Source organism: Arcobacter sp. L (genome assembly GCF_000284235.1).
Classification (GTDB): domain Bacteria; phylum Campylobacterota; class Campylobacteria; order Campylobacterales; family Arcobacteraceae; genus Aliarcobacter; species Aliarcobacter defluvii.
Genome location: NC_017192.1, coordinates 111,083 through 127,524 on the forward strand (window position 1 = coordinate 111,083; position 16,442 = coordinate 127,524).

At 26.8% G+C, this 16,442-nt stretch carries 16 protein-coding genes; 9 read left to right on the plus strand and 7 right to left on the minus strand.

Going from position 1 to position 16,442, the window contains the following annotated elements; translation table 11 throughout:
- Positions 1-61: 61 nt before the first annotated feature.
- Entirely contained in the window at positions 62-628 is a 567-nt protein-coding gene (locus tag ABLL_RS00630; RefSeq protein WP_014472841.1) for a class I SAM-dependent methyltransferase, read from the minus strand.
- A gap of 8 nt (positions 629-636) precedes the next feature.
- Positions 637-1,074, minus strand: a complete 438-nt coding sequence (locus ABLL_RS00635) for a dCMP deaminase family protein (protein WP_014472842.1) — start codon at positions 1,072-1,074, stop codon at positions 637-639.
- A 158-nt stretch (positions 1,075-1,232) separates the two neighbouring features.
- Here ABLL_RS00635 and accB point away from each other — a divergent pair, with 158 nt between their 5' ends.
- From accB to ABLL_RS00680, 9 genes are all read left to right on the plus strand, one after another.
- A complete protein-coding gene (gene accB, locus ABLL_RS00640; protein ID WP_014472843.1) occupies positions 1,233-1,700 on the plus strand; it encodes an acetyl-CoA carboxylase biotin carboxyl carrier protein in 468 nt (155 codons plus the stop codon).
- Between the two features lie 9 nt (positions 1,701-1,709).
- A complete protein-coding gene (locus ABLL_RS00645; RefSeq protein ID WP_014472844.1) occupies positions 1,710-3,062 on the plus strand; it encodes an acetyl-CoA carboxylase biotin carboxylase subunit in 1,353 nt (450 codons plus the stop codon).
- A gap of 237 nt (positions 3,063-3,299) precedes the next feature.
- Positions 3,300-4,835 carry a DEAD/DEAH box helicase gene (locus ABLL_RS00650; RefSeq protein ID WP_014472845.1) on the plus strand — a complete coding sequence of 512 codons (1,536 nt, stop codon included), beginning with the start codon at positions 3,300-3,302 and terminating at the stop codon, positions 4,833-4,835.
- A 128-nt stretch (positions 4,836-4,963) separates the two neighbouring features.
- Positions 4,964-6,589 carry an inorganic phosphate transporter gene (locus tag ABLL_RS00655; RefSeq protein ID WP_371325615.1) on the plus strand — a complete coding sequence of 542 codons (1,626 nt, stop codon included), beginning with the start codon at positions 4,964-4,966 and terminating at the stop codon, positions 6,587-6,589.
- Between the two features lie 83 nt (positions 6,590-6,672).
- The gene (locus tag ABLL_RS00660) at positions 6,673-7,578 is read left to right on the plus strand and encodes an AEC family transporter (RefSeq protein ID WP_083840879.1); all 906 of its coding nucleotides are present in this window, start codon (positions 6,673-6,675) and stop codon (positions 7,576-7,578) included.
- Between the two features lie 6 nt (positions 7,579-7,584).
- Entirely contained in the window at positions 7,585-9,375 is a 1,791-nt protein-coding gene (gene asnB, locus ABLL_RS00665; RefSeq protein WP_014472848.1) for an asparagine synthase (glutamine-hydrolyzing), read from the plus strand.
- Between the two features lie 54 nt (positions 9,376-9,429).
- Positions 9,430-9,732: a hypothetical protein gene (locus ABLL_RS00670; RefSeq protein ID WP_014472849.1), complete on the plus strand. Its 303-nt coding sequence runs from the start codon at positions 9,430-9,432 to the stop codon at positions 9,730-9,732.
- Complete coding sequence (bluB, locus tag ABLL_RS00675; RefSeq protein WP_014472850.1) at positions 9,732-10,352, plus strand: 5,6-dimethylbenzimidazole synthase; 621 nt, start codon at positions 9,732-9,734, stop codon at positions 10,350-10,352. Before ABLL_RS00670 ends, bluB begins: the two co-directional genes overlap by 1 nt.
- Positions 10,353-10,407: 55 nt before the next feature.
- On the plus strand, positions 10,408-11,475 hold the full coding sequence (locus tag ABLL_RS00680; RefSeq protein WP_014472851.1) for a TRAP transporter substrate-binding protein: 1,068 nt from the start codon (positions 10,408-10,410) through the stop codon (positions 11,473-11,475).
- Between the two features lie 16 nt (positions 11,476-11,491).
- Here ABLL_RS00680 and ABLL_RS00685 read toward each other — a convergent pair whose 3' ends face one another.
- From ABLL_RS00685 to hemJ, 5 genes are all read right to left on the minus strand, one after another.
- A complete protein-coding gene (locus ABLL_RS00685; RefSeq protein WP_014472852.1) occupies positions 11,492-12,220 on the minus strand; it encodes a succinate dehydrogenase/fumarate reductase iron-sulfur subunit in 729 nt (242 codons plus the stop codon).
- On the minus strand, positions 12,217-13,818 hold the full coding sequence (locus ABLL_RS00690; protein WP_014472853.1) for an FAD-binding protein: 1,602 nt from the start codon (positions 13,816-13,818) through the stop codon (positions 12,217-12,219). The genes ABLL_RS00685 and ABLL_RS00690 overlap by 4 nt, the downstream gene beginning before the upstream one ends.
- A 1-nt stretch (position 13,819) precedes the next feature.
- Positions 13,820-14,176, minus strand: coding sequence for a hypothetical protein (locus tag ABLL_RS00695; protein ID WP_014472854.1), 357 nt, complete (start codon positions 14,174-14,176; stop codon positions 13,820-13,822).
- A 341-nt stretch (positions 14,177-14,517) separates the two neighbouring features.
- On the minus strand, positions 14,518-15,924 hold the full coding sequence (locus ABLL_RS00700) for a PhoH family protein (protein WP_014472855.1): 1,407 nt from the start codon (positions 15,922-15,924) through the stop codon (positions 14,518-14,520).
- Positions 15,924-16,442, minus strand: coding sequence for a protoporphyrinogen oxidase HemJ (gene hemJ / locus ABLL_RS00705; RefSeq protein WP_014472856.1), 519 nt, complete (start codon positions 16,440-16,442; stop codon positions 15,924-15,926). Before hemJ ends, ABLL_RS00700 begins: the two co-directional genes overlap by 1 nt.

The window sequence follows — 16,442 nt, forward strand, 5'->3', positions numbered from 1 at the left end:
ACTTTCTCCTTATATTTAATAAAGTAATTTTATATTTAAAGTATGAAATAAATATGATATTTTATTTTTTTAATAATATAGATATATCATTTTCTAAATAATATTCTTTTATTTCTATGTTATTAGTTAGAGTTTTACAAAAAGATAAAATCTCATTTATTTGGATGGTTGTAAGGGAATCATTTTTCAAAAAATTAAAAGCATAAGCTTTATTTGAAGCTTCAAAGCATTTTTTTATAAATAAAAATACTTCTTCTTTATCTAAGATATTCATAGCTCCACTACAAACATAATAATCAGATATTTTTAGATTATCTATTAAAATATTTTGTTTTTTAAATATTATATTTTCAAATCTTTTTGATGCTATATTTATCATTATATCTTCACAATCAATACCTATATAACTTTTTGGTTCTTTGTTATTTTTTATTAAATAATTATAATATTCTCCAAAACCACAGCCTGCATCTATAAGAGTTGATTTTTTTATATCTTTTATAAAAGTTGTTAATATTTCAAACCTTTTATATTGAGTATATTTAGAGTTCCAATGTACACCTTCTGCACTAACTCCATATTCTTTTATAGCTTTTTGATAAAATAGAGTGTTATTTTTTTTTGACATTAAAAAGACTATAAAGAAATTTGTTCGATAATTACACCATTATCTTTTATGAATTTTGAAATAATTTCAGAATTTGTATGTTCATAAGCTTTTTCATAAACAATTCTTTTTATTCCACTTGCAATTAAATTTTTTGAACATTCACTACAAGGCTCTAAAGTTACATAAATTGTTCCACCTTCAATTGAAATTCCTTTTCTTGCTGCCCAAATTATTGCATTCATTTCTGCATGAATTTCATAAGTTTTTGACCACTCATGATGATCTTTTGTATATTCATCATTCCAATGTTCACTGCAATTTATATAACCAGCAGGTGTACCATTGTAACCAGTTGAAAGGATTCTTCCATCTTTTACAATCACTGCTCCTACTTGTTTTGATACGCATTTTGAAGCAAGTGCAATCTCTCTTGCTATGTTTATAAAACTTTGATCATTTAACATAATATTCCTAAAATTTATTTTTTTAATTATATCTAAAAGATATTTTAAGATATTTTATTTTAAAACTTAAATAAAGCTTATTTAAATAGTTAAAAATATATTTATCAGAAAAATTGTGCTATTATCAGAAAAAATTTTACTAAATAAAAAGGCTAAGTATGGATTTTAAAGACATCAAAGAATTAATAAGAGTTTTCGATAAAAGCGAACTTAACAAATTAAAAGTTAAAGAGGGTGAATTCGAAATTTCTATGCAAAGAGGTTTTGAAGGTGTTGTAACTACTGTGTCAGCAGCTCCTGCAGTTGCAGCTCCTGTTGCAGCAATTAGTGCACCAGTTGCAACTACAAGTGTTGTTTCGACTGATACGGCAACTACAACTAAAAGTGGAGATTTTATCAATTCACCAATGGTTGGTACATTTTATTCATCACCATCTCCTGAATCTCCAGCATTTGTAAATGTAGGTGATACTATTAAAAAAGGTCAAACACTTTGTATTTTAGAAGCAATGAAAATTATGAATGAAGTTGAAGCTGAATTTAATTGTAAAATTTTAGAGATTTTAGTAAAAGATGGTTCTCCTGTTGAGTATGATATGCCAATTTTTGTTGTTGAAAAATTATAAGAGTTAAATATGGCAGAAATTAAAAAAATTTTAATAGCTAACAGAGGAGAAATCGTTCAAAGAGCTGTTAGAACAATAAGAGAAATGGGAAAAAAATCAGTTGCTATTTATAGTGCTGGTGATAAAAATGCATCATATTTAAAACATGCTGATGAAGCTGTATGTATTGGTGGTGCAAAATCAAGTGAATCATACTTAAATATTCCAGCAATTATCACAGCTGCAGAGATGACAGGTTGTGATGCAATTTTCCCAGGATATGGTTTCTTATCTGAAAATCAAGATTTTGTTGAAATTTGTAGATTACACAATATCAAATTTATTGGTCCATCTGTTGAAGTTATGGAAAAAATGGCTGATAAATCAAAAGCAAAAGAAGAGATGATTAAAGCTGGAGTTCCAGTAGTTCCAGGAAGTAAAGGTTCTGTTCATTCTGTAACTGAAGGTAAAAAAGTTGCTGCTGAAATTGGTTATCCAATTATGGCAAAAGCTGCTGCTGGTGGTGGGGGAAGAGGAATGAGACTTATTAAAGAAGAATCAGAATTTGAACAACTGTTTATGGCAGCATCAAGTGAGGCACTTGCAGCATTTGGTGATGGAACAATGTATCTTGAAAGATTTATTAATAATCCAAGACACATTGAGGTTCAAGTTGTTGGTGATTCTCATGGTAATGCTATTCATATTGGGGAAAGAGATTGTTCATTACAAAGAAGACATCAAAAAGTTATCGAAGAATCACCTGCAATTTTATTAAATGATGAAACTAGATCAAAACTTCATGATGTTGCTGTAAAAGCTACTAAATATTTAAAATATGAAGGTGCAGGAACTTTTGAATTTTTAGCTGATGACAAACAAAATATTTATTTTATGGAAATGAATACAAGACTTCAAGTTGAGCATCCAGTTTCTGAAATGGTTTCAGGTATTGATATTGTTGAACTTATGATTAAAGTTGCTGAAGGTGAAAAAGTTCCTCCTCAAGAATCAATTAAATTTAGAGGTCATGCTATTGAGTGTAGAATTACTGCAGAAGATCCAAATACATTTTTACCATGTCCAGGCAAAATAACACAATGGATGGTTCCAGGGGGAAGAAATGTAAGAGTTGATTCTCATATCTATACAAATTATGTTGTTCCTCCATATTATGATTCAATGATTGGAAAATTAATTGTTTGGGGAAGAGATAGAAATAAAGCTATAAATATTATGAAAAGAGCTTTAAATGAGTTTGAAGTAGAAGGGATTAAAACAACTATTCCATTCCATCAAAAAATGATGCAAAATGAAGATTTTATTTCAAATAATTATGACACTAAATATCTAGAAAATTATAAAGGTCTAGATGAATTATAAGAATTAGAGCTTAGCTCTTTTTCTTAAAGCTTAAATTTATATAAAACTAGCTATAATCCGCAAAATTATACACATTTATATACCCATTTTACTTTGATAGATTTTCAAAGATTCATTTTCATTAAACTGACTTACTTGCAAGACTCAAATTGCGTTTTAATTGTACATTTATGGGAGATTTAAATCTAACTTATATAACCGTGTGTATTTTTTAACAAATATATACTAAGGTAAAAAATGACTTTTAAAGATTTCAATTTTAAAGAACAATTGCAAAAAGCAATTGAAGAAGCAGGTTTTAAAGAACCAAGTCCTATCCAAGAACAAGCAATGCCATTTATTTTAAATGGAAAAGATATTGTTGGACAAGCACATACAGGAACAGGTAAAACAGCAGCATTTGGACTTCCAATTTTAAACAGATTAAAAGGTAAATCAGGTGTTGAAGCAGTAGTTATCGTTCCAACTAGAGAACTTGCAATGCAAGTTTCTGATGAATTATATAGATTTGGAAAATTCTTAGGAATAAATACTGCAACAGTTTATGGTGGTCAAGCATATGCTAGACAAATTAAACTTATTGAAAATGCAAGTATTATTGTAGCAACTCCTGGAAGATTTCTAGATTTATTAAGAGGTGAAAAAATAGATATTAAGCCTGACTTTGTAATTTTAGATGAAGCAGATGAAATGCTTGATATGGGATTTTTAGATGATATAAAAGAAATTTTCACTTTTTTACCAAAAGAGAGACAAACTTTATTATTTTCTGCAACTATGCCAGTTGCTATTAAAAATCTTGCAAAAACAATTTTAAATGAGCCAGAATTTGTTACTTTAACTAAAAGTGATGTAACAAATGCAAAAATTACTCAAACTTTCTATGTTGTTGATGAAAGAGAAAGAGATGATGCATTAATTAGACTTTATGATTTTAAAAATCCAAAAAAATCAATTATATTCTGTCGCACTAAAAAGGAAGTTGATAGATTATCAACTTTCTTAGTTTCTCAAGGATTCATGGCTAAAGGTCTTCATGGAGATATGGAGCAAAGACAAAGAGAAGAAGCAATTAGAGCGTTTAAAACTTCTAAACTTGAAATTTTAATTGCAACAGATGTAGCTGCTCGTGGTTTAGATGTAAATGATGTTACTCATGTATTTAATTACCATTTACCATTTGATTCAGAGTCTTATGTACATAGAATTGGTAGAACTGGAAGAGCAGGAAAAGAAGGTGTTGCAATTTCTATTGTTACTCCACATGAATTTAGAATGTTACAAAAAATTGAAAAAAATATTGGAACAAAATTAGAAGCTAAAATTGTTCCAAATATTAGTTCTGTAAAAACTAAAAAAATTGCAGATTTAAAACAACAAATTATTGATCAAGAGATTAAAGATTATGCTTTAGAATTAGTAGAAGAATTAAAAGAAGAATTTGATATTTCTACAATTGCTTTTAAACTTGCTTCAATGATTTCAGCATCAACTTATGTTCAAGGAAATAATAATATTGGAAAATCAGAATCTGATATTAAAAGATTGATTGAAAACTCTTTAAGAGGTGGAGATGAAAGTTCTGGAAGAAACTCTAGAGGTAGAGGAGGAAGATTTTCATCAAGAGGTTCAGATAGGGACAGAGATAGAAGAAAAGATACAAGAAGTGGGAGTGGGGATAGAAATGGTAGACCTTCTTCTGATAGAAGTAAATTTCCTAAAAGTGATAAACCTTCAAAACCTAGAACAGAAAGAAGTAGAAAAAGAGATTAATTCTCTTTTTTTACAAACTAACTAAAAAACTCTATATTTTATATACAATCTATTAAAAAAATAACTTTTCTCTATAAAATTATTAAGCTATTTTAAAGCTTTGATAAGAATAAACCCACTATAATTATATGTTATTTAAATTACAAAATAATTACAAAAGGTTTACTTTGGATATTAAAACAATAAACAGCTTGGAAAAAGCTACTGCAAAGACCCTGCCAGATTTTGCGAAGTTGTCGCTAGCATTGCTATTTATAGTAGTAGTGTTTTTGTGGTCGTATGCCTCACATGGGAACTTGCCAAATAATACGTTTCTAATAATAGGAGCAGTGTTTGGTGCTTATATGGCAATGAATATTGGAGCGAACGATGTAGCAAATAATGTAGGACCAGCAGTTGGCTCTAAAGCTTTGACTCTTACAGGTGCTATTTTTATCGCTGCTATCTTTGAATCACTTGGAGCTTTCATAGCTGGTGGGGATGTAGTAAAAACAATTAAAGATGGTATTATTAATCCTGATTTGATAAAAAATCCTGAAATATTTATCTGGGCAATGACAGCTGCCTTGCTTTCTGCTGCACTTTGGTTGAATTTTGCAACTTCTATTGGAGCACCTGTTTCGACAACACATTCTATTGTAGGTGGTGTAATGGGTTCAGGAATAGCAGCAGCTGGTTTTGCAATAGTTTCTTGGGATACTGTTGGTAAAATTGTAGCCTCTTGGGTTGTTTCTCCTTTGCTTGGTGGAATAATAGCAGCAGGATTTCTTTACTTTATAAAAAAACAAATAATCTATAAAGAAAATATGATAGAAGCCTCAAAAAAATTTGTTCCAATTTTGATTTCAGTAATGACTTGGACTTTTAGTACTTATATCATCTTGAAAGGCTTGAAACACCTTGTTGATTTGAATTTCTTTGTAGCTTCTGTAATTGCATTTTTTATAACTGTTGGTGTTTATCTTCTTGTTAAACCATTAATAGCTAAATCTTCAAATAAATTGGCAAATACAAGAGCTTCTGTAAATAGCTTGTTTAATATTCCTTTGGTGTTTGCAGCAGCCTTGCTTTCTTTTGCACATGGAGCAAATGATGTGGCAAATGCAATTGGACCACTTGCAGCAATAAATGATGCAATAGTAAATGTAGAAATAGCATCAAAAGTAAGTATTCCTTTTTGGGTAATGGCAGTAGGAGCATTTGGTATAGTAATAGGATTGACTCTATATGGACCAAAACTGATAAAAACAGTAGGCTCAGAGATAACAGAACTTGATCAAATGAGAGCATACTCAATAGCAATGGCAGCAGCATTCACAGTAATAGTAGCAAGCCAATTGGGACTTCCAGTGTCTTCAACACATATAGCAGTAGGTGGAGTGTTTGGAGTAGGATTTTTAAGAGAGTTTTTGGATAATAATGAGAAGAGATTTTTGCAAGAGACAAGAAAAAGGTTTAAAAGACATAAACGAGAATTGGACTTGATGCAAGAAGAGTTGAATAGATTAGAGATAATAAAAGATAAATCAAAAACACATTATGTAAAAATAGTAGAGTTGTATAAAAAGATAGATGATAAAGAGAACTTGGTAAAACAAGAGAGAAAAGATGTAAAAGATGCAAAAAGTACAAAATATGTAAAAAGGGATGCTATTAAGAAGATAATAGCAGCTTGGATTATAACTGTACCTGCTGCGGCTATCCTTTCTGCAGCTATCTTTTTTATGATTAAAGGTATTATGGTTATTGCATAGGAAATTTTCCTATGCAAACTCTTTTTATTTATCTCATTAATGCTAAAATTTCTAAAACTTTTTAGGAATCTACAATCGAAGCTATATTTTCTGTTTTACCTGTTTATTTTTTTATTTTATTAGGTTTTGTTGCTAAAAAAAAATTTACTACTCAAATTGATGAAAAAACTTTAGTTCTTTTATCTTTATATTTTTTTCAACCAATTCTAATAGTTTGGGGATTAACTAAAACTCCTATAAACTATGAATTTATAATGTCACCAATTTTTTATCTAATAATTGTTTTAATAACTTTATCTGTATTAATCTTTATTTCTAAGATTGTATTTACTTCAAGAACAGATGAATCTATTTATTTAGGGAGTGCACTTGTTGGAAATACAGGTAATTTAGGAATTCCATTTGGAATTGCACTTTTTGGCGTTGAATCAGTACCTTATACAAGTATCATAAATATTGCAAATATTTTTTTCATGTATACAATATCTGTGTATTTCTTTGCACGTGAACAATTTTCTTTAAAAGGTGCATTATTTTCTATTTTAAAAATACCAGCAATTTGGTTTGCATTATTTGCACTTTTTTTAAATTATTATCAAATCCCAATAAGTGAACATATTCAAGTTGCTTTAGATATGGGAGCTTATACCTCTTTGACAATTCAACTTTTTATTTTTGGTGTATATCTTTATAGTGTTAAAATAAAAACTATCCCTTGGAAATTGTCTTTACATGTGTCTTTTGCAAAACATATATTATTACCATTGATTGGAATTTTTATTGTTGTTTCTTTTACAAATTTTAACTCTTTTGTTGCTTCAATTTTGATTATGGAACTTATGGTTCCTCTTGCTGTTAATAATGTTAATTTCTCAGTTTTATATAACTGTAAACCTTTTGAGGTTGCATCTACAATTTTAGTCTCTAGTACAATTTTTGTAGCAATATTATATTTTTATATTGAAATTATAAATTATTTTATAAAGTAGGTTTTTATGTGTGGAATTATTGGAACAAATTTTTTATCACCTAGATTTGATAAATCTTTAGAACTTTTACATCATAGAGGTCCAGACTTTCAAAATTCAATAAAAATTGGAAATAAACAATTTGGTCATACAAGACTTGCAATAATTGATTTAGATGAAGAAGCAAATCAACCTATGATTTTTGATGATATTTTACTTGTTTTTAATGGTGAAATTTATAATTATAAAGAATTGATTCACGTGGAACATTTAGAGTGTAAAACAAAAAGTGATAGTGAAGTATTAATTCGACTTTATCAAAAGTATGGATTTGATTTTTTAAATAAACTAAATGGAATGTTTTCTTTTTGTATTTATGATATGAAAAAAGATTTATATTTTTGTGCACGAGATAGATATGGTAAAAAACCATTTTTTTACTATTTTAAAGATAACAAATTTATCTTTTCATCAAGTGTAAAATCAATTTTAAATCTACTTGATTATAAACCAAATCTTAATAAAGTTGCTCTATCTAAATATATGCAATATTTTGTATCTTTTGGTGAAGATTCATTCTATCAAGATATTTTTAAACTTGAAGCTTCTACATATCTTATTTACGAGTCAAATAAAAGCCGTGAGCTTCAAAAGAAGAAATACTATAAGATAAACACCTATAAAGCTATAAAAGATGAAAAACAAGCTTTAAATGATATTGAGGAGCTTTTATTTAAAAGTGTTGAATATAGATTAAATAGTGATGTTGAAGTTGCTTCACTTTTAAGTGGTGGAATTGATAGTTCTTTAATCTCTGCACTTTATACAAAAATTTCAGGAAAAAAAATTAATACCTTTAGTATTGGTTATGATGAATATAAAAATTATTGTGAACTAGATTTTGCACAAATTACTGCAAAACATATAAACTCAAATCATCATCCAGTAGAAATAAATCAAAAAGAGTATATCAATCATTTTGAGCAAACACTTGATATGCTTGAAGAACCTCATGGAGATAGTGCAGCAATTCCTTTAAATATCTTAACAAAACAGATACATAAAGCTGGAATTAAAACTGTATTATCTGGTGAAGGAAGTGATGAGATATTTTTAGGTTATGATAACTATGCAAAGTTTTTAAAATATTATGAGTTTGAAAAAAGTTTATCAAATGAACAAAATCTTTTTTTAAATGATATCATTGGAGCTTTACAAAACAATACTAAAGAGAGTGAGTATTTAAGAAGAATTGTAAAAAAACAAAATCTTTATAACTCTTTTGGAGAAATTTATACAGATATTCAAAGAAAAAGATTATTCAAAAAAGTTCCAACATATAAAAGTGAAACAGCAAAACAAGATCCAGTTGATTGGATGAGTTATATTGATTTAAAAATATGGCTTGGTGAGTCACTTTTATCAAAAGTTGATAGAATATCTATGGGAAATTCTTTAGAAGTGCGAACTCCATTTTTAGATTTTAATTTAGTAAATTATATGTTTAGTGTAGAATCATCTATCAAAGTTGGCGATACAAATAAATATCTCTTAAAGAAAATTGCTTCAAAATATATTCCAGATACAATAATAAATAGAACAAAAAAAGGATTTAATTCACCTTTTAATGAGTGGTTAAATAAAGAGTATAAAGATAAAATACTTGATGTAATAGTTGAAGTAAATAATCAAACAAATTTATTTAATCATGAGTATATTTTGCATATTTACGAGCTTTCAAAATCAAATAAATTCAAACAGCATTTATATTCACTTTTTGTTTTTTCTTTATGGTATAAAAAAGAATTTCTTTCTTAAGATAAAAGATTGTAAAATCAAGAAATTTTAGATTATAAGGGAAAAAAAGAAATTATGACTATATTAATTCCTGTAAATTCAAAAGATAGACATCAATGTGTAATATCATCAATAGAAGAAAATAAAGCTTGGGCATTTATAACTTTGGAAGAAGGTAAAATTTCAAAAGTAGAATTTTTTGATAGACGAGAAGATATTACTTGTTGGATTGATGCAGTTGTTGTTATTAACAATTTAGAATATGTTTGGCCTTTTATGGACGAAGGTATTATTGCACTTATTGCACCAACTCAAAAAAGTATAGATGAAATTGTGGAAGCTTTTTTATTTAAAGATTTACACGATTTTTCAATCTAATGAAATTTAATAAAAAAGATTTAGAAACACTTACAAACATTATTGCCTCTAGACGTGATGTAAGAGGCAATAACTTTATAAATAAAAAAATATCAAACAAAGATTTATATACTATTTTAAACTCTGCCTTACACGCTCCATCTGTTGGTTATTCTCAACCTTGGAGATTTATAATTGTTGATGAAGAAAAACGAGCTTTTGTTTATAAACACTTTAGTAAATCATATGAAAAGAGTAAAAAAAAATTTAAAGACAGACCTTTATATAACAATTTAAAATTAGAAGGTATAAAAGAATCAAATATAAATATTGCTGTATATTATAAAAAGAACAAAAAGAATATTCTTGGTCAAACATATATGAAAAGAACTGGTGAATACTCTGTTGTTTGTGCAATACTTAATATGTGGCTTACTGCTCGTGCTTTAAATATTGGTATGGGTTGGGTTTCTATTTTAAAACCTAAAAAAATCAATAAAATATTTGATATGGATAAAAATGAGTATAAATTTATTGCGTATTTATGCTTTGGTTATACAAAAGAGTTTTATGATGAACCAGAACTTAAAAAACTAAATTGGAATAAAGAGAAAAAACTCAAAGATTGCATACTTAATTAAGCCTTTTAATATTCACCTACTATTATAATGCTTCTCTATTTTTTAAGGAGAACAAATGAAAAAAATCTTTGTCAAATTATCTTTTTTATTTGTTTGTTTAAGTTTAATTACTTCTTTACAAGCAGATGATAAAGTATACAAATTAACAATGGCAACAACATGGACAGATACTACATCTCCATTAATTGACGCAGCAAAAAATATGGCTAAATTAGCTAATGATATGTCAAATGGAAGATTAGTTATAAAAGTTGATGCAGCAAATAAACATAAATCACCATTTGGTGTTTTAGATATGGTTAAAGCTGGACAATATGATATGGGTCACACAGCATCATATTATTGGAAAGGAAAAGATATAAATACTTTGCCTTTTACATCTATGCCTTTTGGTCTAACAAGTCCTGAACAATATGCGTGGTTTTATTATGGTGGTGGTTTGGATTTAATGCAAAAAGTTTATGCTAAACATGGTGTTTTATCTTTTCCAGGTGGAAGCACAGGTGTTCAGATGGGTGGATGGTTTAGAAAAGAAATTAACTCCCTTGATGATTTAAAAGGACTTAAAATGAGAATACCAGGTTTTGCTGGTGAAATTATGGCAAAACTAGGTGTTCAAGTTACAAATAATGCTCCAGGTGAACTTTATATGTCTTTAGAAAGAGGAACAATTGATGCACTTGAATGGGTTGGACCTTCAATGGATATAAGTATGGGATTTCATAAAATTGCACCATTTTATTATACAGGTTGGCATGAACCTGCTTCAGAAATGCAATTTATTATAAATACTAAAAAGTTTGAAAAGTTACCAGCTGATTTAAAAGAGATTTTACTTGTTGCAATTAGAGTTAGTGCATACGATATGTATATTCAAAATTATGATATGAATGCAACAGCATGGCAAAAAATGAAAGCTGATTACCCAGATATTAAAGTAAAAACTTTTCCTAAACCTGTAATGGATGCAATGAAAAAAGCAAATCAGGAATTAAGAGTTGAGATGTCTAAAGAAAGTCCATTATTAAAAGAAGTTTTAGATTCACAAGATGCTTATATGAAGAAAGTTAGAGAGTGGACTAAAATGTCAGATTATTTATATTTAAAAGATAATCTAGAATAGAGACCCCTTCTCTATTCTAAAATCCATTTGGATTAAATCCTCCTGCAAAATCATCATTAAAATCTAAAGAAAAATTCTGAAAGTTAGGATTAGAAAATCCTTTTTGTACTGATATATTCTGAAGTTGCATTATATCTGCTTTTGGATCGATACTTTGAGGACAAACTAATGTACAGCTACTGCATAATGTACAATCCCAAATACCATTTATTTGTATATTAGCTAGAATTTTATCATTTGATTCAAGTTTAGCCTCATTTACATATCTTAATGCTCTTGTTAATGCAAAAGGACCTATAAAGTTTGTATTTACTTCATAAACTGGACAAGAACTAAAACATGAATTGCACAATATACAATTGCTTTGTAAATCAATTTGCTTTATATTGTCTTGATTTATTTGTTTATTGGATTTTATATCTATATAACTTGAAGTTGATTTTATTAGGGATGTTTCATGTGAAACATCTATAATCAAGTCTTTTATCACTTTAGAATTTCTTAATGGTTCAATTAAATCATTTTCATTTATAAATGTCTTACAAGCTAATTTTTCAATGCCATTTACTCTTACAGCACACGAACCACAAACACCACTTTTACATCCACATCTAAAACTTAATGAATTATCAATTTTAGTTTTTACATAAATCAATGATTTGAGAAGATTTGAGTCTAATACTTCATATTCATTTTGTGAATCAACATTTAATTCTTTATTAAATCTTTTTATTCTTATTTTCATTGTATATCCTCAAAACCTATTTCTAATTTAGAATTTTTAAAATAAGTATATGAAAATTTTTCATATGATTTTAAACTCTCTTTATAATCCAATCGATTATGGCTTCCCCTACTTTCTTTTCTATTTTTAGCATTTAATGCAATAACTTTTGATATTTGTAGTATGTTTATAAATTCTAGAAATTCAACTAAATTTGTATTATAATATTTTGATTTATCACCTATTCCCATTTGATTTAAAATTGATAATTGTTCATCTAAGATTTCAATAAAATCGTTGATAGATTTTTCTGTTTTAAAGATACCCAACTTAGAGAATATTTCGTTAGAAAAAATCTCTTTATTCTCATAAAAATCGATTTTATTTGGATAATTGAAAATATCATTTATTAATTTAGTATTTATTTCTAAATGAGTTTGATTTGTATTAAAAGATTTGATTTCTTTTGCCTTTTTTGAAGCATTTAAACCTGCTAATTTGCCAAAAGTAATAATCTCTAATAGAGAATTTCCTCCTAATCTATTTGCACCGTGTATAGACGCTTGAGAGCATTCTCCACAAGCATATAAATTATCTATGTTAGTTTTTGTATGTAAATCAGTTTTTATTCCTCCCATACTGTAATGAGCTGCTGGAATAATGGGTAATAATTCATTTTCAATTCTAATATTTGAAAAAAGATAAGCCAAATTTCGTTCTTGAGGGATTAATTCTTTTATTTTATTTAATCCTAAATGTCTTAAGTCTAAAAAAACTTTATCACCTTTTTGTATTTTTTTATATATTGCATTTGTTACTTCATCTCTTGATCCTAATTCATTAACAAATCTAATTTTATTTTGATCAACTAAATATCCACCCTCACCCCTTGCACTTTCACTTATTAGTATATTTGTATCTAATAAAGTTGTTGGATGAAATTGTATAAATTCCATATTAGATAGTTTTACTCCTGCTCTTAATGCCACAGCAATTCCATCTCCACTATTTGAGTATGAATTTGTTGTATTGTTTTTATATATACCAGCATAACCACCTGTAGCTAAAATTGTTGTTTTTGAAAGAATTTCTTTTACTTCACCAGAAGAAATATCTAAAAATATTCCCCCTTTGCAAATATTATCTTCAATAATCAAATCAAGTAAAAAATAATCACATAAAAAATCTATATCATTTTTTATGCATTGATCATATAATGTATGAATAATTTTTAAGCCAGTATAGTCACTTGAGTAACAAGTTCTAATATTTTTTGTTCCACCAAATTTTCTTTGTGAAAAGTTGTCATTGCTATCTCTATTAAATGGCACACCTATGGAATCTAACCATAAAATAGAATTTTTTGCTTCTTTACAGATATATTCAATATTATCTTTTATAGAGAGTTTATAAGAGCCTTGATAAGTGTCTTCAATATGTTTTGAAATGCTATCATTATTCTCATATAAGACTGCGTTTATACCACCTTGTGCTTGAACTGTTTGTGAGTATGTTGGATGAGTTTTTGAAATAATTAATACGTTAGAATTTGATTCTTTAGCATTAATAGCTGCCGTTAAACCTGCTCCACCTGCTCCTATAACTAAAACATCTATCATGTTAATCCCAAAATTCTTTTAGAGGTTCTTCTTTTTCTTTTATACTGTCTGAATCAAAATTAAAATCAATTTCTTCTATTTTATCTTTATTTTTAATTTGAATTTTATCTTCTTTTATTTGAGATGAATAGTCTTTTTTTTCAATAGGAAATTCTTGTTTATTTTTTAATTTTAGATAATCAGCAATGATTCTTTCATATTCATTGAAATCAAGTATAATTACACCTGGTTTACCATCTCTAAGTATAATTGCTTTTTCTATCTCTTTTTTATTTAATTTATCAAAAATATATTTACTTTTTCTTACTAATTCAGTTGAAGAATACATTTCATTTGATGTATATTGTAGTAGTGACATTAAATTCCTTTACATATTATAATATGTATTATAACACATTATTAAATTCTTTTTATTTAAAAAAATAAAAGATGATTAACAAATTATTATAAATTGTATTATGCAAATTTTATACCATATAATGGCTATTTATAAGAAATTTTCTAAATATTTAATAATAAGTATTTTTTTATGATTAACATTAATATTTGTAATATAATTAAAATTACTAATAAAATATAATTTATGATTTAAAATTTAAATTAAATTCTATAAAATAAAAAATCATATTTAAGTATAAACAATAATAAGTTTTTAGATGAGATGTTTAATTATCTAAGAAAATTGATTTCTTTAGATAATTATTTAGAAAAGATTTGTTCAGCCCACTCTGTTATAGGCCCTCTAAGAACTTTTTGTAATTTTATTGCAAAAATATTTACAAGATTATCTTCGTTTTTTGTTGATTTTAAAAGAGTTGTTAAAGCATTTGTATATTTATTTACATAAAAGTTGTCAATTTGCTTATTTGAACCAAGAATTACAACTTTACAACTACTATCTATTCTTGATAAAACCATTTGCATAGTTTTATTTGACATATTTTGAGCTTCATCAATGATAATAAATGAGTTAGAAAGAGTTCTTCCTCTCATTTCCCCTACCCACATTGTTTCTATGCCATAATTACTTATCATTTGTTCAATTCTAGCAGTTACTTCACTATCATCTAATTCAGAAATTGTAATATCTGGATTCTTTTTATTTCTTTTTCTTTTGTGTTCAGTTCTAATTATATAATCTAAACTATCCATTAATGGATGATTGTATATTTTAAACTTTTCTTCTAAACCTGGAAGATAACCTACATCTTCACCTTTATCTAGAGATTCAATAGAGTTTCTTATATAAATAATCTTTTGAAAGAATTTTTGACGCACAAGTTTTAATGCCCCACTTAGAGCTAAAAGAGTTTTCCCTGAACCTGCTTTTGCTTCAACAACTAAAACGTTAAAATAATGATTTAATATCGCATCACTAAAGAATAATTGCTCTTTATTTAATGGAGTAATAACTTGATCTCTAATCTCTACTTCATCAAGTAATTTAATTTTTCTATTTTGTATATTTGCTAATAAAACTTGATCAGATGATTTAACTTTAAAACAGTAAGAAAAATTATATGGTTTGTAATCTATATCAAATTTATTTATTTCTTGATTATCAATATATGCTAAATCTTCAAAGTTTATTTCTATTTCTTTGATAAAATTAAAATCAAATACATCTTTATCTTTACCAACTAATGCATCAGTTTTTATATCAAGAGATATAGCTCTTGTTCTTGCCATTATATCAAGAGATAAAAATTCTACTTGATTCTTATAATAGTTATTTGCAAAAGTTGCAATTTCTAATATTTTTCTATCATTTATGATATTTAGTGATACATTTTTTATATTAACTTCATACTCTTCTTTAGAAATTATATCAATAATTGTATTTTTATCATTTTCTATTTTTATTCTAATAATTTTATATGTATCTTTTTTTATAGAATTAACAATAGTGGAATTTTCAAGTATTCTTGCAAATTCTCTAGCCTGAAAGTTTATCTCATCAAATCCACTTTTTTTTGTATCAATTTCATCTAAAACAGTTTCTGCAAGGATTATTAAATTTTTACCATCTTGAGACAATTTATAAATATTTGTTGCATCTTCAAGTAAAATATTTGTGTCAAGAATATAGTATTTATCAAAACTCATTATATTTCCTTTTTAGGTTTCATTATTACATAAGAGATATATGCAAATAAAACTATGATAATTGATGTGAATAAAAGTGAAAAAGATTTAGTGATTACATATCCCACAATTAAAATTGCCAACATTGTTGGCATTTCATTATACATTCTAAAAAATTTACCAGTTTTTTTACATATATCTTTTTCTAACTCTTTTCTATATTTTTCTAATGAAAAAGAGTAGATAATTAATAGAATTAATGAGATTAATTTTGCATACATCCAAGGATTAATATTTATATCTAATAAAATTGGATTAAGAATAATCATTGTGATTCCACTTGCAATTGTAGCCCACATTGCTGGAGCACCTATATACTTATAAATTTTATATTCTTGTATTTTTACAACTTCAATAAACTCTTTTTTATCTATATTCTCAACATGATAAACAAAAAGTCTAGGAAGATAAAATAGCATTGCCATCCATGACATAACTGCAACAACATGAAAAGTTAAAATCCAAGTATAATATTCCAT